Source organism: Pseudomonas sp. NPDC087817 (genome assembly GCF_044742875.1).
GTDB lineage: Bacteria > Pseudomonadota > Gammaproteobacteria > Pseudomonadales > Pseudomonadaceae > Aquipseudomonas.
In genome coordinates this window covers 1-16,511 of the sequence record NZ_JBIUVJ010000053.1, presented here as the reverse complement: position 1 = coordinate 16,511, position 16,511 = coordinate 1, and the positions used below count along the sequence as shown (strand labels likewise).

Here is a 16,511-nt window from a genome sequence, read left to right as displayed (position 1 = left end):
GCTTGTGGTGAGGGGATTCATCCCCGATGGGTCGCGCAGCGGCCCCAAAACCTGCAATCGCGGCAACTGTGATTCTCCGCGTTCGAGGGTGTGCGACTGCTTCGCAGTCGATCGGGGATAAATCCCCTCGCCACAGTGCCCGCTCCCACAAGGGATTCGAGGTGATTTTGAGATCGACCCACAGGGCCTGAAGCATGCCGCAACCGTTCATTTTTCGTACCGTCGATCTGGATGGCCAGACCCTCCGCACGGCAGTACGCCCCGGCAAGCCTCACTTGACGCCCTTGCTGATTTTCAACGGCATCGGCGCCAACCTGGAGCTGGTGTTTCCGTTCGTCGCGGCGCTGGACCCGGACCTGGAAGTGATCGCTTTCGACGTGCCCGGGGTCGGCGGTTCCTCGACGCCGAACCGGCCGTATCGCTTTCCCGGGCTGGCCAAGCTGACCTCACGGATGCTCGATTACCTCGACTACGGTCAGGTCAACGTCATCGGCGTGTCGTGGGGCGGCGCGCTCGCGCAGCAGTTCGCCTACGACTACCCCGAGCGCTGCAAGAAATTGGTGCTGGCGGCGACCGCTGCCGGTGCAGTGATGGTGCCGGGCAAACCGAAAGTGCTGTGGATGATGGCCAGCCCCCGGCGCTACATCCAGCCATCCCATGTCATCCGCATCGCGCCTTTGATCTACGGCGGCTCGTTCCGCCGTGACCCGACGCTGGCCGCCAGCCATGCGGCGAAAGTGCGTTCGGCAGGCAAGCTCGGTTACTACTGGCAACTGTTCGCGGGCCTTGGCTGGACCAGCATTCACTGGCTGCACAAGATCCATCAACCGACGCTGGTACTGGCCGGCGATGACGATCCGCTGATTCCGTTGATCAACATGCGAATGCTCGCCTGGCGCATTCCCAATGCGCAGTTGCACATCATCGACGACGGTCATCTGTTCCTGATCACCCGCGCCGAAGCGGTGGCGCCGATCATCATGAAATTCCTCCAGGAGGAGCGTCAACGCGCCGTGATGCACCCGCATCCAACTCCGCTCGGCGGTTAAGCCCTGCGGCAGGCTTTATGCAGGGCTTTTGTAGAAAGTGCGCGGCAGGACGCCGCGCAGGCAGCAACCCGCAACAGCGTCTATGGTGTTCTGGTTCGGTGAGTTTGTTTTTTGACCTGAAGACGAAGGAGTGTTGAGTCATGCGCGACAAACCAGCGACGGGCGTAGTGCCCAGCCCCGCCGTGTTCATCAACGCACAAAGTGCGATCACCGGTCTGCGTGGACGGGATCTGCTCTCGACCTTGCGCAGTGTCGCCGCCCATGGTTTGCGCAATCCGATCCACAGCGCGAAACACGCCTTGAAACTCGGCGGCCAGCTCGGCCGCGTGCTGCTCGGCGAAACCCTGCACCCGACCAACCCGCAGGACACTCGCTTCGCCGATCCGGCGTGGAGCCTGAATCCGTTCTACCGGCGCAGCCTGCAGGCCTATCTGGCTTGGCAGAAGCAGGTCAAAAGCTGGATCGATGAAAGCAACATGAGCGATGACGACCGCGCCCGCGCACACTTTGCCTTCACCCTGCTCAACGACGCCGTAGCGCCGTCCAATACCCTGCTCAACCCGCTGGCGATCAAGGAGCTGTTCAACTCTGGCGGTAACAGCCTGGTGCGCGGCCTCAGTCACCTGTTCGATGACCTGCTGCACAACGACGGTTTGCCACGGCAGGTCACTCGTCAGGCTTTCGAGGTCGGCAAGACCGTCGCCACCACCACCGGCTCGGTGGTGTTTCGCAATGAGATGCTGGAGCTGATCCAGTACAAGCCGATGAGCGAAAAGCAGTACGCCAAGCCGCTGCTGGTGGTGCCGCCGCAAATCAACAAGTACTACATCTTCGACCTGAGCCCACACAACAGCTTCGTCCAGTACGCACTGAAGAACGGCTTGCAGACCTTCATGATCAGCTGGCGCAACCCCGATGTGCGCCATCGCGAGTGGGGCCTGTCGACCTACGTTGAAGCGGTGGAAGAAGCGATGAACGTGTGCCGGGCAATCACCGGCGCCCGCGAAGTGAACCTGATGGGTGCCTGCGCCGGCGGACTGACCATCGCAGCCTTGCAAGGTCATTTGCAGGCCAAACGGCAGTTGCGCCGCATCTCCAGCGCGACCTATCTGGTCAGCCTGCTCGACAGCCAGATCGAAACCCCGGCCACGCTGTTTGCCGATGAGCAGACGCTGGAAGCGGCCAAGCGTCGTTCCTACCAGAAAGGCGTGCTGGACGGCCGCGACATGGCGAAGATCTTCGCCTGGATGCGCCCGAACGATTTGATCTGGAGCTACTTCGTCAACAATTACCTGCTGGGCAAAGAGCCGCCCGCCTTCGACATCCTTTACTGGAACAACGACAACACCCGCCTGCCCGCCGCGTTTCACGGCGATCTGCTGGACTTCTTCAAACACAACCCGTTGACCCATCCCGGCGGTCTGGAAGTGTGCGGCACACCGATCGACCTGCAAAAAGTCACCGTCGACAGCTTCAGCGTCGCCGGCATGAACGATCACATCACGCCGTGGGACGCGGTGTATCGCTCGACCCTGCTGCTGGGTGGCGAGCGCCGCTTCGTGCTGTCCAACAGCGGCCACGTGCAAAGCATCCTCAACCCGCCAAGCAACCCGAAAGCCGCGTACGTCGAGAACGGGAAGATGAGCAGCGACCCACGCGCCTGGTACTACGACGCCAAACACGTTGATGGCAGCTGGTGGCCGCAGTGGCTGGAATGGATTCAACAGCGCTCCGGTGCCCAGCACGAAACCACGTTTACCCTCGGCAACCCGAACTATCCACCGATGGAGGCCGCGCCCGGTACTTACGTGCGTGTGCGCTGACGCTTAACCGAACTTTTCTAAGAAGACTGGATGAAAACCCGCGACCGGATTCTCGAATGTGCTCTGCAACTGTTCAACGAAAAGGGCGAGCCAAACGTCTCCACCATGGAGGTTGCCAACGAAATGGGGATCAGCCCCGGCAACCTCTACTACCACTTCCACGGCAAGGAACCGCTGATACTCGGGTTGTTCGAACGTTTCCAGAATGAACTGGCGCCGCTGCTCGATCCGCCCTCGGATGTGGAGCTGGCGCCGGAGGATTACTGGCTGTTCCTGCATTTGATCGTCGAGCGACTGGCGCAGTATCGGTTTCTGTTTCAGGACCTGTCGAACCTGGCCGGACGGTTGCCGAAACTGGCGAAGGGGATTCGTCATTTGCTCAATGCTCTGAAGCGCACGCTGGCGTCATTGCTGGCACGGTTGAAAGCGGGCGGGCAGTTGGTCAGTGATACCCAGGCGTTGGGGCAACTGGTGGAGCAGATCACCATGACGTTACTTTTTTCGCTGGACTATCAGCGGATTCTGGATCGGGAGGGTGAAGTCAGACTGGTGGTTTATCAGATCATGATGCTGGTAGCGCCGCATTTGTTGCCGCCGGTGAAAGTGGCGACTGAGCGGATGGCCCTGCAATACCTCGAAGATCACGACTGACTTTGCGACACATTGTTCACCTGTGGGAGCGGGCTTGCTCGCGAATGCGGTGGGTCAGCCAACATCAATGCTGAATGACACACCGCATTCGCGAGCAAGCCCGCTCCCACTGGGAACTCGTGGTGTTCCGGAGATTATCTGCATAAACAAAAACGCCCGGCCTTCACAGGCCGGGCGTTTTGTTTTGCCCTGAAGAATCAGGACTGACTGGTTGGTGTCGACGGGGTCGATGCAGCAGTCGGGGTGGCTACCGGAGTCGGTGCAGCGGCGGAGTTCGACGCGCTGGCCGGGGTTGCCGGGGTGGCAGGCTTGGCTGCAGCGGCAGGCGCTGCCGGTTTCGGCGCAGCGGCTTTCGGTGCGGCCGGCTTTTTCACAGCCGGTTTCTTCGCCGCAGCGGGTTTGGCCGCTGGCTTGGCGGCAGCGGTTTTCGCTGCTGGCTTGGCGGCTGGCTTCGCTGCGGTTTTAGCGGCAGGTTTCGCGGCAGCCTTGGCAGCTGCAACCGGCTTGGCCGCTGCTTTCGCAGCAGGTTTGGCGGCAGCCGTTTTCGCTACGGATTTAACTGCTGCTTTAGCCTTCGCCACCGGTTTGGCAGCCGCTTTGGCCAAAGGCTTGGCCGCAGTTTTTGCCGCTGGTTTAGCTGCGGCGGTTTTGGCTGCCGGTTTGGCTGCTGCGGTTTTCGCCGCCACAGGCTGAGCTTTCAGACCGGTGAGTTTTTCGATCTGCTTGGTCAGGGTTTCAACCTTGCTGTGCAGCGCTTTCACTTCATTGCGGCTAGGCACGCCCAGACGCGAAATTGCGCTGTTCAGGCGCTTGTCGAAAGCTCCTTCCAGCTCGTCCCACTTGCCCAGTGCGCGATCTTTCACGCCGCTGATGCGCGATTTGGCCGAGGAAGCGGAGTCCTTGGCGGCATCGACTTTTTTGCCGACTGCAGACTTGGTGAGCTTCTCGGCTTTCTCGCCGTCTTTGACCAATGTATCGAAGAGCTTGCTGCCGTCAGTGTCGATCTTCGAGTACACGCCTAAACCAGCCAGCCAGATTTTACGGGAGTAGTCTTCGACCTTCCCAATCCACGAGCTGCCTTCTTTATCGGTGTTCTTTTTACCAGCCATCCCGTTCTCCTTAAGATTTACGCGCGACGCGTTCGAGCAATGCCGTCAGCTCATCGAGCTTAGCAGAGAGTGTCTCAACGTCATGTTTAGACGGAATGCCGATACGATTCAAGGCGCTTGCTACACGGGAGTCGAACGCCTTCTCGACCTTGTCGAGCTGAACTTCGACACGACCTTTGAAAGAACTGACTTCGCTCGTGGCATCGTCGATCTCGGCATTGGCCGCTTCGAGTTTTTCGGTGACGACTTTTTTGCCTTTCTTTTCAACAGTTTGACCAGCCTTGATCAACTCTTGAAAGTACTCGCTGCCCTCTTGACCGACCTTGGCGTAGGCACCCAGGCCTGCCAGCCAGATCTTGCGGGCATAGGATTTCACGTCGCTCAGAGTAGAAGTCGAAGCGTCGATTTTTTTCTTCAAAATAACTTTGGCCATGGTGCACCTCACGCGCAGAAGGTTTGAGGAACTGCCCGCAGGTTTGTCGGGCTCAGGCACAAAGTAGGCAGAAAAATTAGAAACGGCACCCTAACAACTGACACAAAAGCTTGGTCGGGCAAACACGAAACCTGTGGGAGCGGGCTTGCCCGCGATGAGGGCGGCACATCCAGAGTTTGAGTTATCTGACCCACCGCCATCGCGGGCAAGCCCGCTCCCACAGGGATTCGGGACTCTGCAAAAAATGCGTCAGACCAGCGCTTTGTCGAGGGCCTTCTCGATCTCGGCTTTGATCATGCCGCTCATGGCCGACATCATCAGGCCCAGTTCCACGTCGACGCGGATCGAATCGTCGGCCACATGCACCGCACCTTTCACGCCCGAGCGCTTGAGGTTCAGGGTGTCGCCCGACCATTGCGGCTCCAGGCCATATTGATCGGAGAGTTTCTGCGCCAGTTTGTCGGCCTTCTCGCGGGCGGCTTCCTTGCCCAGGCTGTGCGCACGCTCAACACTGATTTTGGCCATTGAATGACTCCTGATTTTTGAAGATGACGATGAATGCTTGTCGGTAAATCTTGACCGCGTCTGCGGCAAATCGTCCCGAAGGTTGCCCATCTTACCTTTAGCCATTCCAAGACAAAGCATGGCTTGGGGATTAGAATGTCGCGCATTCTCTTTTGGTGACAGCGATATGACTGATCAGCGCAAAGGCAGCGATGCCGAACCCACCACACACTGCGGCTTCAAAAACGTTCCGGAAAGCCAGAAAGCGGAAAAAGTCGCTGAGGTATTCCACTCGGTAGCCGCCAAGTACGACCTGATGAACGACCTTCTGTCGGGCGGCATGCACCGTCTGTGGAAGCGTTTTGCGATCGAACTGTCGGGCGTGCGCAGCGGTAACCGCGTGCTGGACATCGCCGGCGGCACTGGCGACCTGACCAAAAAGTTCTCGCACCTCGTTGGCCCGACCGGCCAAGTAGTGTTGGCCGACATCAACGAATCGATGCTCAAGGTCGGTCGTGACCGCCTGCTCGATCTGGGTGTGTCGGGCAACGTCGAATTTGTTCAGGCGGACGCGGAAAAACTGCCGTTCCCGGACAATCACTTCGACTGCGTGACCATCGCCTTCGGCCTGCGCAACGTGACGCACAAGGAAGACGCCCTGCGCTCGATGCTGCGCGTGCTCAAGCCCGGCGGTCGCCTGCTGGTGCTGGAGTTCTCCAAGCCGACCAACGCGCTGATGTCGAAAGCCTACGACGCTTACTCGTTCGCCTTCATGCCACTGATGGGCAAGTTGATCACCAACGACTCGGAAAGCTATCGCTACCTGGCCGAATCGATCCGCATGCACCCGAATCAGGAAACCCTGAAGTCGATGATGGTCGACGCCGGTTTCGACCGCGTGACCTATCACAACATGACCGCAGGCATCGTTGCCCTGCACCGCGGCATCAAGCCCTGATGTTGCTCACCGGGCTGCTCGCCAGCGTCGAACTCGGCCTGAACCGGGTGCTGCGTCTCGACAGCACGGCGCTGCCGCGGCTGGCGCATCTGACCGGCAAGGTGATTGCCGTCGATTGCCGCAGCCCGGCGCTGCAACTGTTCATCCTGCCGAGCGATGAAGGCCTGATGCTCGCTTCGCACTGGGAAACCGGCGTCGACTGCACCTTGCGCGCTCCGGCTTCCAGCCTGATAAAACTGGCCGTGAGCAAAGACAAGACCGCGGTGTTGCACGCCCCGGAAGTCGAGCTGGATGGCGACAGCGGCGTGCTGCTGGAGCTGGCCGGTATCCTTCAGGATCTTGAGCTGGACTGGGAGTACGAACTCTCGCGCTGGCTCGGCCCGGTCGCCACGCAACTGGTCGGCGGTCACCTGCGCAGCCGCGCACGCTGGTATCAACAAGGATTTGCCAGCCTCAACCAGAATCTCGCCGAATACCTCGCCGAAGAATCGCGCACCCTCGTCGGGCAGCGTGAAGCCGAAGCGCGGTTCAGCGAACTGGACCGGATCAAACTTGATCTGGAACGTCTCGAGGCGCGTTTCGAGCGCCTTTCCCGATCCCTCGACCCAAGCGATAACGCATGAAGCTGCTTGCCGTCCGCCGTCTGTTGCGCATCCAGCGCGTCGTGATCCGCTACCGCCTCGATGACCTGCTGTTCGATCTGCCGCTGCCCTGGTTTCTCCTGGCGCTGCGCTATGTGCTGCCGTGGCGCTGGTTCCCGCGCAAGCCGCTGGAGCTGAACCGTGGCGCGCGTTTGCGCCTGGCGTTGCAGGATCTCGGGCCGATTTTCATCAAATTCGGGCAGATTCTCTCGACCCGCCGCGACCTGTTGCCGGAAGACATCGCCGATGAGCTGATGCTGTTGCAGGACCGCGTGCCGCCGTTCGATTCGCAGCTGTCGATCAAGCTGATCGAAGAACAGCTCGGCAAGAAGATCAGCGAAGTGTTCAGCCGCTTTGACGTCGAACCACTGGCCTCGGCTTCGGTGGCACAAGTGCACGCCGCGCAGCTGAAAAGCGGTGAAGAAGTCGTAGTAAAAGTAATCCGCCCGGGCCTGAAACCGATCATCGCCCAGGATCTGGCGTGGCTGTTCATCCTCGCCCGCGCCGCCGAAAAACTCTCCGCCGACGCGCGTCTGCTGCACCCGGTCGACGTGGTGCAGGACTACGAAAAAACCATCTACGACGAACTCGACCTGCTGCGCGAGGCGGCGAATGCCAGCCAGTTGAAGCGCAACTTCGAAGGCTCGCCGCTGCTCTACGTGCCACAAGTCTATTGGGACTGGTGTCGGCCGAAAGTGCTGGTGATGGAACGCATCTACGGCATACAGGTGACGGATCTGGCGACCCTCGCCGACCAGCGCACCGACATGAAAATGCTCGCCGAGCGCGGCGTGGAGATCTTCTTCACCCCGGTGTTCCGCGACAGTTTCTTCCACGCCGACATGCACCCGGGCAATATTTTCGTCAGCACCGTCAACCCGTGGAGCCCGCAGTACATTGCGATCGACTGCGGCATCGTCGGCAGCCTGACCCCGGAAGACCAGGATTACCTGGCGCGCAACCTGTTCGCTTTCTTCAAGCGTGACTACCGTCGTGTGGCGCAACTGCACATCGATTCGGGCTGGGTGCCGGCAGAAACCAAGCTCAACGAATTCGAAGCGGCGATCCGTACCGTCTGCGAGCCGATCTTCGAAAAACCGTTAAAAGATATTTCATTTGGCCAGGTGCTGATGCGCCTGTTCCAGACCGCACGACGCTTCAACATGGAAGTCCAGCCGCAACTCGTGTTGCTGCAAAAGACCCTGCTGAACATCGAAGGCCTTGGACGTCAGCTCTATCCGGACCTGGATCTGTGGAACACCGCGCAGCCGTTCCTCGAACGCTGGATGCGCGAGCGCGTCAGCCCGAAAGCCTTGCTCGGCAACGTGCAAAGCCAGTTCGAACAAATTCCGCACTTGGCGAATATGGCCCGCGACCTGCTCGAACGCATGTCCCAGCCACACGCTTACGACCCGCCGCCACCGTGGCACAAACGCAAGGACGACTGGTTCCTGCGCCTGCTCGGTTGCGCCCATCTGGCGGGCGGGGTGATCCTCGCCATCGGCGGCCCGCTGCACGAATTGGGGCATTGGCCCGCAGGGATCATGGTGGCCGTGGGCTTGTATCTGGTCGTTCGCCGATAGCCAGTTTCGTGATCGGCTGGCACACTGTTTCAACGCCTGAACCCGACTATTGAAGTGTGGGTTCGCTGTCGGAGTCGAAAATGAACAACTGGCTGGACGAGATCAAGTGGGACGCTGATGGCCTGGTGCCGGCGATTGCCCAGGATCACAAGACCGGACGCGTGCTGATGATGGCCTGGATGAACCGCGAAGCGCTCGAGCTGACCGCTGCGGAAAACCGTGCAATCTACTGGTCACGTTCCCGTGGCAAGCTGTGGCGCAAGGGCGAAGAGTCCGGCCATGTGCAGACCTTGCATGAAATGCGTCTGGACTGTGACGCCGACGTGATCATCCTGATGGTTGAACAGATCGGCGACATCGCTTGCCATACCGGCCGTCAAAGCTGCTTTTACCGTGTCTTCGAAAACGGCGACTGGAAAACCGTCGATCCGGTGCTGAAAGACCCGCACGCAATCTACTCCGCAGGACACAAACATGAGTGACACCCTGACTCGTCTGGCCGAAGTGCTCGAAGAGCGCAAAGGCGCAGCGGCCGACAGCTCGTATGTAGCTAGTCTGTATCACAAGGGCCTGAACAAGATTCTGGAGAAAGTCGGCGAAGAGTCGGTCGAAACCATTATTGCCGCCAAGGACGCCGCCATCAGCGGCGACTGCAGCGACGTGATCTACGAGACCGCCGACCTGTGGTTCCACAGCATGGTCATGCTCGCCCAACTGGGGCAGCATCCGCAGGCCGTGCTGGATGAACTGGATCGCCGCTTCGGCCTGTCCGGACACGTCGAGAAAGCCTCGCGTCCGTCCGCCTGAACAATTTCTAGAGAGGAACAGCAACATGGGCATTTTTGACTGGAAACACTGGATCGTCATTCTGGTAGTCGTGGTGCTGGTGTTCGGCACCAAGAAACTGAAAAACCTCGGTACCGACGTCGGCGAGTCGATCAAGGGCTTCCGTAAAGCCATGAACGACGATGAAAAACCGGCTGCTGATCCAACCGTGACGCCTGCGCAGCCGGTGCCACCGGTTCAGCCACAAGCTACCGCTCAGGCCAACCCGCCGCACACCATCGACGTGCAGGCGCAAAAAGTCGAAGAGCCGATCCGCAAAGACGTGTGAGCACTGACTAATGTTTGGTATCAGCTTCTCTGAACTGCTGCTCGTCGGCCTCGTCGCCCTGCTGGTGCTGGGCCCCGAGCGTCTGCCGGGCGCTGCGCGCACCGCTGGCCTGTGGGTCGGGCGGCTGAAGCGCAGCTTCAACGCGATCAAACAGGAAGTTGAACGTGAAATCGGTGCCGACGAGATTCGTCGGCAACTGCACAACGAGCACATTCTGTCGCTGGAGCAAGAGGCGCGGAAGATTTTCCAGCCGGTTCAGCAGGAGCCGACGCCGGTTGAGCATGTGGGGCAGCAGACGATTCACAGCCCTGCTGCCGCGACGACGCCACCAGCACCTGCTGCCGTTGTAGCTCCGACAGAAACGGCGCCAGCCGCCGTGGAACATTCTGTTGAACACGTTGCGCCAAACGCCGCGCCGATCACAACAGCGCCTCACGACACTACTCTGCCGCCGCGAGCCCCATGAGCGATCTCCCCGAAAACGACCAGCACATGCCGCTGGTTTCGCACCTCACCGAGTTGCGCACCCGCCTGCTGCGTTGCGTGGCGGCGATCTTCATCATCTTCGCCGGGCTGTTTGCGTTCACCCAGCAGATCTACACCTTCGTCTCGACTCCGCTGCGCCAGTACCTGCCGGTCGGCGCGACGATGATCGCCACCGACGTGTCATCGCCGTTCCTGACGCCGCTGAAGCTGACGATGATGGTTTCGCTGTTCCTCGCGATTCCGGTGATCCTGCATCAGATCTGGGGGTTCATCGCGCCGGGCCTGTACAAGCATGAAAAGCGCATCGCGGTGCCGTTGCTGGTGTCCAGCATCCTGCTGTTCTACACCGGCATGGCCTTCGCCTATTACTTCGTGTTCCCGCTGATCTTCAAGTTCTTCGCTGCTGCCACCCCGGCCGGCGTGGAAATGATGACTGACATCGCCAGCTACCTCGACTTCGTCATGACGCTGTTCTTCGCCTTCGGCGTGGCGTTTGAAATCCCGGTGGCCGTGGTGCTGCTGGTGTGGATCGGCGTGGTCGACGTCAAATACCTGAAGAAGATCCGCCCGTACGTGATCATCGGCTGCTTCGTGGTCGGCATGATCCTCACCCCGCCGGACATCTTCTCGCAGACCCTGCTGGCGGTGCCGATGTGGATGCTGTTTGAAATCGGCATTCTGTTTGGTGGCCTGATCAGCAAGCGCGAACGCCCGGACGAAACCGCTGACGATCACAACGACCAGCCGCCAGCGACCCAGGCATGAACCTGCTGTTGCTCGAAGAGGCCGATTTCATCGCGGCCGACCGCGTCGTGCTGCGTGATCGACGCCTGACCCACATGCAGGAAGTGCATCGCTCGGAAGTCGGCGACAGCCTGCGCGTCGGGCGGATCAATGGGCTGATGGGTTCGGCCGAACTGCTCCGGCTGGAGGCTGGTGAGGCTGAATTGCGCGTCAGCCTCGATCAGCCACCACCGGCCAAGCTGCCGCTGACCCTGGTACTCGCTCTGCCACGTCCGAAGATGCTCCGTCGGGTGTTTCAGACCGTGGCGACCATGGGCGTGTCGAAGGTCATTCTGGTCAACAGCTACCGGGTCGAGAAGAGTTTCTGGCAGACGCCGTTTCTTGAGCCTGACGCGATTCGCGAAAATTTGATCCTCGGTCTGGAACAGGCGCGCGACACCATGCTGCCGGAGATCATCATCGAAAAGCGCTTCAAGCCTTTCGTTGAAGACCGGCTGCCGGCGATTACCGACGGCACCCTCGGCCTGGTCGGCCACCCCGGCAACTACCCACCCTGCCCGCGCGCGCTGAACGAACCGGTGACCCTGGCCATCGGCCCCGAGGGTGGCTGGATTCCCTACGAAATCGATCTGCTGGCCAAATCCGGCCTGCAACCGGTGCAACTGGGCGAACGCATCCTGCGCGTCGAAACCGCCGTCACCGCCCTGCTCGCGCGCCTGTTCTAAATTCCACACCGATCCCTGTGGCGAGGGGGCTTGCCCCCGTTTGGGCGCGCAGCGGCCAGCGCTTTTCATTCTGCAGGCACACCGCATTCAGGCGTTTACGACGGCTGCGCCGCCGAGCGGGAGCAAGCTCCCTCGCCACAGGATCACGTCCCACCCGGATAAATGGTGTTACAGATTGCCATCACGCGGCCGATACAGTCCCCATAAGTCCAATTAGTGGTCCGAGGGGAGTCGTCGCATGTACCGTTGGTTAGCCGAGAATCTTGGGAACGTCAGCGTCAAACGCAAGCTGGGAATCGGTTTCGGCCTGGTGCTGTTGCTGACGCTGTTGATCACCTTTACCGGCTGGACCGGCATGAGCGGCATCATCAGCCGTGGCGACAAGCTCGGTTTCATCTCCAGCCTCAACGAGCTGACCAAGGACTTGCGCCTGGCACGCCTGGACTATGAAGCACGCCGTGGCGAACAAGGCCCGGGCGCGGTTACCGAGCTGCTGAACAAACTCGATAGCGGCCTGCAAACCGCTCGCAGCCTGATCGAACAACCGTCCGATGCGGCGATGGTCGATCAACAACTGGCAGCCGTCGCCGAGTACAAACGCGCTTTCGCCGACATGACCCAAGCCACCGTGCAACGCGAAGACGCCCGCAGCAAACTCGGCGCCAGCGCCGACAACGCCGTGGCCAAGGTTTCCGAAGTCGAAAAATCCGTGCTGCAGGGCGACAGCGTCGCGCAATTCAACAGCGTGATCGAGCTGAGCAAACTGCTGCAACAGGCCCGCTATCAGGTGCGCGGCTACACCTACAGCGGCAAGGCCGAGGCCGAACAACCGGCGCTGGACGCCATCGACAATGCCCTGAAAAACCTCGAAAGCCTGCCGGCGAAACTGCCGGAACAGCACATCGCCAACCTGCAACAGGCCACCGACTCGATCAAGGCCTACCGTGCGGCAGTCGCCCAGTTCCGCGACTCCCAGGTCAATAGCGCCAAGGCCCAGGCGCGCATGTCGACTCAGGGCGACATCCTGCTCGACGTCAGCAAAAAGCTCACCGAATCCCAAACCGTGGTGCGCGACACCGATGCCGCCCACGCCAAGAACATGCTGATCATCGCGACCCTGCTGGCCGTGGCCTTCGGCCTGCTGGCCGCGTGGGCAATCACCCGGCAGATCATCATTCCGTTGAACCAGACCCTGAAAGTCGCCGAGCGTGTCGCCGCCGGCGATCTCACGCACAACCTGGTCTCGCAGCGCCGCGATGAACTCGGTCAGTTGCAACGTTCGATGCAGAGCATGACCCAAGGCCTGCGCGAGTTGATCGGCGGGATCAGCGACGGCGTCACCCAAATCGCCAGCGCTGCCGAAGAGCTGTCGGCGGTCACCGAGCAGACCAGCGCCGGGGTCAACAATCAAAAGATCGAGACCGATCAGGTCGCCACCGCCATGAACGAAATGGCCGCCACCGTACAGGAAGTTGCGCGCAACGCCGAGGAAGCCTCCGAAGCCGCCGTCGCCGCCGACCAACAGGCCCGCGAAGGCGACAAAGTCGTCGGCGAAGCCATCGCCCAGATCGAGCGCCTGGCCGCTGAAGTGGGTCACTCCACCGAAGCCATGGGCGAACTGAAACGCGAAAGCGACAAGATCGGCAGCGTCCTCGACGTGATCAAATCCGTGGCCCAGCAAACCAACCTGCTGGCGCTCAACGCGGCCATCGAAGCGGCGCGTGCCGGTGAGGCCGGACGGGGTTTCGCCGTGGTTGCCGACGAGGTGCGTAGCCTCGCCCAGCGCACGCAGAAGTCCACCGAAGAAATCGAAGAGCTGATCGTCGGCCTGCAAAACGGTACCCAGCAAGTGGCGACGATCATGGACAACAGCCGCACCCTGACCGACAGCAGCGTAGAGCTGACCCGTCGCGCTGGCGGCTCGCTGGAAAGCATCACCCGCACGGTGTCGGCGATTCAGGCGATGAACCAGCAGATTGCCGCAGCAGCCGAACAGCAGAGCGCAGTGGCGGAAGAGATCAACCGTAGCGTGCTGAACGTGCGGGATGTGTCGGATCAGACCTCGGCGGCGAGTGAGGAGACCGCGGCGTCCAGCGTTGAGCTGGCGCGCCTTGGTACTCACCTGCAAATGCTGGTCGGCCGATTCAAGGTTTGAGGTAACTCATCTGCCTCGGTTCTCTTGGGACCGAGGTGATGCTATCGCTGGCAAGCCAGCTCCCACAGGATTTGTGTCGAACACATAGGTTGTGTTCAACCCGCTCACTGTGGGAGCTGGCTTGCCAGCGATGGCGTCCGAGAGTACGCCGCAGTTACAGAACCTGACGCAGGAAGGCCTGAGCCCGCGGATCCTTCGGCGCATCAAAGAACTCAGCGGGCGAGGCATCTTCGAGCAATTTGCCGTGATCGAAGAACAGCACCCGATCCGCCACTTCCCGGGCGAAGCCCATCTCGTGGGTGACGCAGACCATGGTCATGCCTTCCACGGCCAGGTTTTTCATCACATCCAGCACCTCGCCGACCATTTCCGGGTCGAGCGCCGAAGTCGGCTCATCGAACAGCATGACCTTCGGCTCCATCGCCAGCGCCCGGGCAATCGCCACGCGCTGCTGCTGACCGCCGGACAGGCGTGACGGAAACTCGTTGGCCTTCTGCGCAATACCGACCTTTTTCAGCAACTCCATGGCCTTGGCTTCGCGCTCTTTCTTGCCGCGCTTGCGCACGACTTTCTGCGCCAGACAGAGGTTTTCCAGCACGGTCATGTGCGGGAACAGGTTGAAATGCTGGAACACCATGCCGACTTCGCGGCGGTAGGCGTTGACGTCGGTTTTCGGGTCGGCCAGTTGCAGGCCGTCGATGCTCACCGAGCCGGAGTCAAACTCTTCCAGGCCATTGAGGCAGCGCAGGAAGGTCGATTTGCCGGAACCGGACGGGCCGATCACCACCAGCACTTCGCCCTTGGCGACTGAGGTGGTGACGTTATCCACAGCCCGAACCACCTGGCCACGGGTGTCGAAGACTTTTACCAGATCGCGGACTTCAATCACTTTGCGCGAGCCTCCGCTCAAGCCGGCTGGCGATTTTCGACAGCGGCAGGTTGATCAACAGGTACAGACCGGCGACGCAGAACAGAATCTCGAACGGCGAGAACGAAGTAGTGATGACTTCACGACCGCTTTTCAGCAGCTCGGTAATCGCGATCACCGACACCAGCGAGGTGTCCTTGACCAGACTGATGAACTGCCCGGCCAGCGGCGGCAGCACGCGTTTGAATGCTTGCGGCAGCACCACGTGGCGCATCGATTGACCGGCACTCAGACCGAGCGAACGGGCGGCTTCGTTCTGGCCACGGGCAATCGATTGCACGCCGGAACGGATGATCTCCGCCACATAGGCGCCAGTGAACAGCGACAGTGCGGCGATCCCGGCGAACTCTCGGGACAGGTTCATCACCGTGCCGATGAAGAAGTAGAAAATGAAAATCTGCACCAGCAGCGGCGTGCCGCGCACCAGCTCGACGTAGATGCTCGACAGGTCGCGAAGGGTCGGGTTGCTCGACAAGCGGCAAAGCCCGGTGACCAGACCGATCAGCAGCCCCAGAATCCCGGAGACCACCGACAGCCAAAGCGTCGTCCACAGCCCCCACAGCAGCGGTCCTGCGGCCCAATGCCGGGTCACACCCACGACGTCGCCTTCCGCGACATCGTCGCCCTGAGCGAATTGCAGGCTGTTTTCGTCGACGGTCAGGTGCTGCTCGTCACCGGCGTCGTTGCGCAGGGTGACCTGCGCGCTGCCGCCCTTGCGCACCAGTTCGCTGACGGTGGAAATGTCGGCGGCGCGCTGGGTTTCCTCGGCCTGATAGGCGAAGTACTGCGGCACACGGTTCCAGCGCCATTCGTAGGACATCAGCGACGTCGCGTAGTACAACGCGCCAGCCAGGCCGATCAGCACCAGCACGGTGAGGACGTGCCAAGGCCATTGGGCTTTTTTATGTTTCATCTGTTTTACAGTTTCCGAATTCTGTGTCGCCTGGAAGGGCCTCATCGCGGGCAAGCCCGCTCCCACAGGTTTAGCGGTGAACATAAATTTTGTGTTCGCCGCTAAACCTGTGGGAGCGGGCTTGCCCGCGATTGAGGCGACTCGGTCTAACTGACCGAGTGTTATTCCATGTCCTTGAGCCACTCGGTGCTCTTGAACCACTTGTCATGGATGCGATCGTAGGTGCCGTCTTCGTGAATCTGGTGCAGGAAGTTGTTGATGAAGTTGATGCTGTCGTAGTCACCCTTCTTCAAGCCGAAGGCCAAAGGTTCGTAGGTGAACGGTTTGTCGAGGAACACCAGCTTGCCGGCACCGACCTTGTTCACCGCCACAACGTTGTACGGCGCGTCGTAGATGAAGGCATCAGCCTTGCCGTTGACCACGTCGAGCACGGCTTCCTGCTCGTTGTCGTAGCCGTGGTACTTGGCTTTGGCGATCAGCTTCTTGGCGACCATCTCACCGGTGGTGCCGAGTTTGGAGGTGATGCGGTAGTCGGCGGTGTTCAGGTCTTTATAGGACTTGATGGTGCCTTCCAGCTCCTTGCGGATCAGCAGGGTCTGGCCGACAAAGAACGGTTCGCTGAAGTTCAGGCGCAGGTTGCGTTCCTGGGTCAGGGTCATGCCGCTGCCGATCATGTCGAACTTGTCGGTCATCAG

Annotated in this window: 19 protein-coding genes and 1 pseudogene; 14 read left to right on the top strand and 6 right to left on the bottom strand. The window is 60.5% G+C overall.

Annotated features, from left to right (window positions below; all coding sequences use genetic code 11):
* Positions 1-194: 194 nt before the first annotated feature.
* The 3 genes from phaZ (at position 195) to ACIONG_RS23870 (ending at position 3,523) form a co-directional block, all read left to right on the top strand.
* Positions 195-1,049: a poly(3-hydroxyalkanoate) depolymerase gene (gene phaZ, locus ACIONG_RS23880; RefSeq protein WP_034152967.1), complete on the top strand. Its 855-nt coding sequence runs from the start codon at positions 195-197 to the stop codon at positions 1,047-1,049.
* A gap of 140 nt (positions 1,050-1,189) precedes the next feature.
* On the top strand, positions 1,190-2,872 hold the full coding sequence (phaC, locus tag ACIONG_RS23875) for a class II poly(R)-hydroxyalkanoic acid synthase (RefSeq protein WP_103307346.1): 1,683 nt from the start codon (positions 1,190-1,192) through the stop codon (positions 2,870-2,872).
* A gap of 30 nt (positions 2,873-2,902) precedes the next feature.
* The gene (locus ACIONG_RS23870) at positions 2,903-3,523 is read left to right on the top strand and encodes a TetR/AcrR family transcriptional regulator (protein WP_103307347.1); all 621 of its coding nucleotides are present in this window, start codon (positions 2,903-2,905) and stop codon (positions 3,521-3,523) included.
* A 197-nt stretch (positions 3,524-3,720) separates the two neighbouring features.
* Here ACIONG_RS23870 and ACIONG_RS23865 read toward each other — a convergent pair whose 3' ends face one another.
* The 3 genes from ACIONG_RS23865 to ACIONG_RS23855 all read right to left on the bottom strand — a co-directional run bounded on the left by ACIONG_RS23865 (position 3,721) and on the right by ACIONG_RS23855 (position 5,590).
* On the bottom strand, positions 3,721-4,632 hold the full coding sequence (locus ACIONG_RS23865) for a phasin family protein (RefSeq protein ID WP_401303098.1): 912 nt from the start codon (positions 4,630-4,632) through the stop codon (positions 3,721-3,723).
* Positions 4,633-4,642: 10 nt separating this feature from the next.
* On the bottom strand, positions 4,643-5,065 hold the full coding sequence (locus ACIONG_RS23860) for a phasin family protein (RefSeq protein WP_401303096.1): 423 nt from the start codon (positions 5,063-5,065) through the stop codon (positions 4,643-4,645).
* A gap of 249 nt (positions 5,066-5,314) precedes the next feature.
* Entirely contained in the window at positions 5,315-5,590 is a 276-nt protein-coding gene (locus ACIONG_RS23855) for a polyhydroxyalkanoic acid system family protein (RefSeq protein ID WP_103307351.1), read from the bottom strand.
* 166 nt (positions 5,591-5,756) lie between these two features.
* Here ACIONG_RS23855 and ubiE point away from each other — a divergent pair, with 166 nt between their 5' ends.
* The 11 genes and pseudogenes from ubiE (at position 5,757) to ACIONG_RS23800 (ending at position 13,975) form a co-directional block, all read left to right on the top strand.
* Positions 5,757-6,527 carry a bifunctional demethylmenaquinone methyltransferase/2-methoxy-6-polyprenyl-1,4-benzoquinol methylase UbiE gene (ubiE, locus tag ACIONG_RS23850; RefSeq protein WP_401303094.1) on the top strand — a complete coding sequence of 257 codons (771 nt, stop codon included), beginning with the start codon at positions 5,757-5,759 and terminating at the stop codon, positions 6,525-6,527.
* Complete coding sequence (locus ACIONG_RS23845; RefSeq protein ID WP_213027289.1) at positions 6,527-7,150, top strand: SCP2 domain-containing protein; 624 nt, start codon at positions 6,527-6,529, stop codon at positions 7,148-7,150. The genes ubiE and ACIONG_RS23845 overlap by 1 nt, the downstream gene beginning before the upstream one ends.
* Positions 7,147-8,751 carry a ubiquinone biosynthesis regulatory protein kinase UbiB gene (gene ubiB / locus ACIONG_RS23840; protein ID WP_401303091.1) on the top strand — a complete coding sequence of 535 codons (1,605 nt, stop codon included), beginning with the start codon at positions 7,147-7,149 and terminating at the stop codon, positions 8,749-8,751. Before ACIONG_RS23845 ends, ubiB begins: the two co-directional genes overlap by 4 nt.
* A gap of 80 nt (positions 8,752-8,831) precedes the next feature.
* Entirely contained in the window at positions 8,832-9,233 is a 402-nt protein-coding gene (gene hisI / locus ACIONG_RS23835) for a phosphoribosyl-AMP cyclohydrolase (protein ID WP_064117075.1), read from the top strand.
* On the top strand, positions 9,226-9,558 hold the full coding sequence (locus ACIONG_RS23830; protein WP_007909355.1) for a phosphoribosyl-ATP diphosphatase: 333 nt from the start codon (positions 9,226-9,228) through the stop codon (positions 9,556-9,558). Before hisI ends, ACIONG_RS23830 begins: the two co-directional genes overlap by 8 nt.
* Before the next feature lie 25 nt (positions 9,559-9,583).
* A complete protein-coding gene (locus ACIONG_RS23825) occupies positions 9,584-9,865 on the top strand; it encodes a twin-arginine translocase TatA/TatE family subunit (RefSeq protein WP_003220847.1) in 282 nt (93 codons plus the stop codon).
* A 10-nt stretch (positions 9,866-9,875) separates the two neighbouring features.
* The gene (gene tatB, locus ACIONG_RS23820) at positions 9,876-10,331 is read left to right on the top strand and encodes a Sec-independent protein translocase protein TatB (protein ID WP_103307355.1); all 456 of its coding nucleotides are present in this window, start codon (positions 9,876-9,878) and stop codon (positions 10,329-10,331) included.
* Entirely contained in the window at positions 10,328-11,116 is a 789-nt protein-coding gene (gene tatC / locus ACIONG_RS23815) for a twin-arginine translocase subunit TatC (RefSeq protein ID WP_213027288.1), read from the top strand. The genes tatB and tatC overlap by 4 nt, the downstream gene beginning before the upstream one ends.
* Positions 11,113-11,820: a 16S rRNA (uracil(1498)-N(3))-methyltransferase gene (locus ACIONG_RS23810; RefSeq protein ID WP_401303088.1), complete on the top strand. Its 708-nt coding sequence runs from the start codon at positions 11,113-11,115 to the stop codon at positions 11,818-11,820. The genes tatC and ACIONG_RS23810 overlap by 4 nt, the downstream gene beginning before the upstream one ends.
* A 238-nt stretch (positions 11,821-12,058) precedes the next feature.
* Positions 12,059-13,120 (top strand): annotated as a pseudogene (locus ACIONG_RS23805) (methyl-accepting chemotaxis protein); the annotation flags it as partial.
* Positions 13,103-13,975 (top strand): methyl-accepting chemotaxis protein, encoded by an 873-nt coding sequence (locus tag ACIONG_RS23800; protein WP_371919313.1) that lies wholly within the window; start codon positions 13,103-13,105, stop codon positions 13,973-13,975. The pseudogene ACIONG_RS23805 and the gene ACIONG_RS23800, both read left to right, overlap by 18 nt.
* 154 nt (positions 13,976-14,129) lie before the next feature.
* On the opposite strand, the gene ACIONG_RS23795 is transcribed toward ACIONG_RS23800, so the two are convergent.
* The 3 genes from ACIONG_RS23795 to ACIONG_RS23785 all read right to left on the bottom strand — a co-directional run.
* Complete coding sequence (locus ACIONG_RS23795; RefSeq protein ID WP_103304233.1) at positions 14,130-14,864, bottom strand: amino acid ABC transporter ATP-binding protein; 735 nt, start codon at positions 14,862-14,864, stop codon at positions 14,130-14,132.
* Positions 14,857-15,816 (bottom strand): amino acid ABC transporter permease, encoded by a 960-nt coding sequence (locus tag ACIONG_RS23790; RefSeq protein ID WP_103304232.1) that lies wholly within the window; start codon positions 15,814-15,816, stop codon positions 14,857-14,859. Before ACIONG_RS23790 ends, ACIONG_RS23795 begins: the two co-directional genes overlap by 8 nt.
* Positions 15,817-15,977: 161 nt before the next feature.
* Positions 15,978-16,511 (bottom strand): transporter substrate-binding domain-containing protein (locus ACIONG_RS23785; protein WP_401303085.1); only part of this gene is annotated, 534 nt, incomplete at its 5' end.

Coding starts and splice junctions, on each gene's coding strand:
- phaZ (WP_034152967.1), top strand. CDS start 195: ATGCCGCAACCGTTCATTTTTCGTACCGTCGATCTGGATGGCCAGACC.
- ACIONG_RS23790 (WP_103304232.1), bottom strand. CDS start 15,816: ATGAAACATAAAAAAGCCCAATGGCCTTGGCACGTCCTCACCGTGCTG.
- ACIONG_RS23825 (WP_003220847.1), top strand. CDS start 9,584: ATGGGCATTTTTGACTGGAAACACTGGATCGTCATTCTGGTAGTCGTG.
- tatC (WP_213027288.1), top strand. CDS start 10,328: ATGAGCGATCTCCCCGAAAACGACCAGCACATGCCGCTGGTTTCGCAC.
- phaC (WP_103307346.1), top strand. CDS start 1,190: ATGCGCGACAAACCAGCGACGGGCGTAGTGCCCAGCCCCGCCGTGTTC.
- ACIONG_RS23830 (WP_007909355.1), top strand. CDS start 9,226: ATGAGTGACACCCTGACTCGTCTGGCCGAAGTGCTCGAAGAGCGCAAA.
- ACIONG_RS23870 (WP_103307347.1), top strand. CDS start 2,903: ATGAAAACCCGCGACCGGATTCTCGAATGTGCTCTGCAACTGTTCAAC.
- hisI (WP_064117075.1), top strand. CDS start 8,832: ATGAACAACTGGCTGGACGAGATCAAGTGGGACGCTGATGGCCTGGTG.
- ACIONG_RS23860 (WP_401303096.1), bottom strand. CDS start 5,065: ATGGCCAAAGTTATTTTGAAGAAAAAAATCGACGCTTCGACTTCTACT.
- ACIONG_RS23855 (WP_103307351.1), bottom strand. CDS start 5,590: ATGGCCAAAATCAGTGTTGAGCGTGCGCACAGCCTGGGCAAGGAAGCC.
- ACIONG_RS23865 (WP_401303098.1), bottom strand. CDS start 4,632: ATGGCTGGTAAAAAGAACACCGATAAAGAAGGCAGCTCGTGGATTGGG.
- ubiB (WP_401303091.1), top strand. CDS start 7,147: ATGAAGCTGCTTGCCGTCCGCCGTCTGTTGCGCATCCAGCGCGTCGTG.
- ACIONG_RS23845 (WP_213027289.1), top strand. CDS start 6,527: ATGTTGCTCACCGGGCTGCTCGCCAGCGTCGAACTCGGCCTGAACCGG.
- ACIONG_RS23810 (WP_401303088.1), top strand. CDS start 11,113: ATGAACCTGCTGTTGCTCGAAGAGGCCGATTTCATCGCGGCCGACCGC.
- ubiE (WP_401303094.1), top strand. CDS start 5,757: ATGACTGATCAGCGCAAAGGCAGCGATGCCGAACCCACCACACACTGC.
- tatB (WP_103307355.1), top strand. CDS start 9,876: ATGTTTGGTATCAGCTTCTCTGAACTGCTGCTCGTCGGCCTCGTCGCC.
- ACIONG_RS23800 (WP_371919313.1), top strand. CDS start 13,103: ATGCAGAGCATGACCCAAGGCCTGCGCGAGTTGATCGGCGGGATCAGC.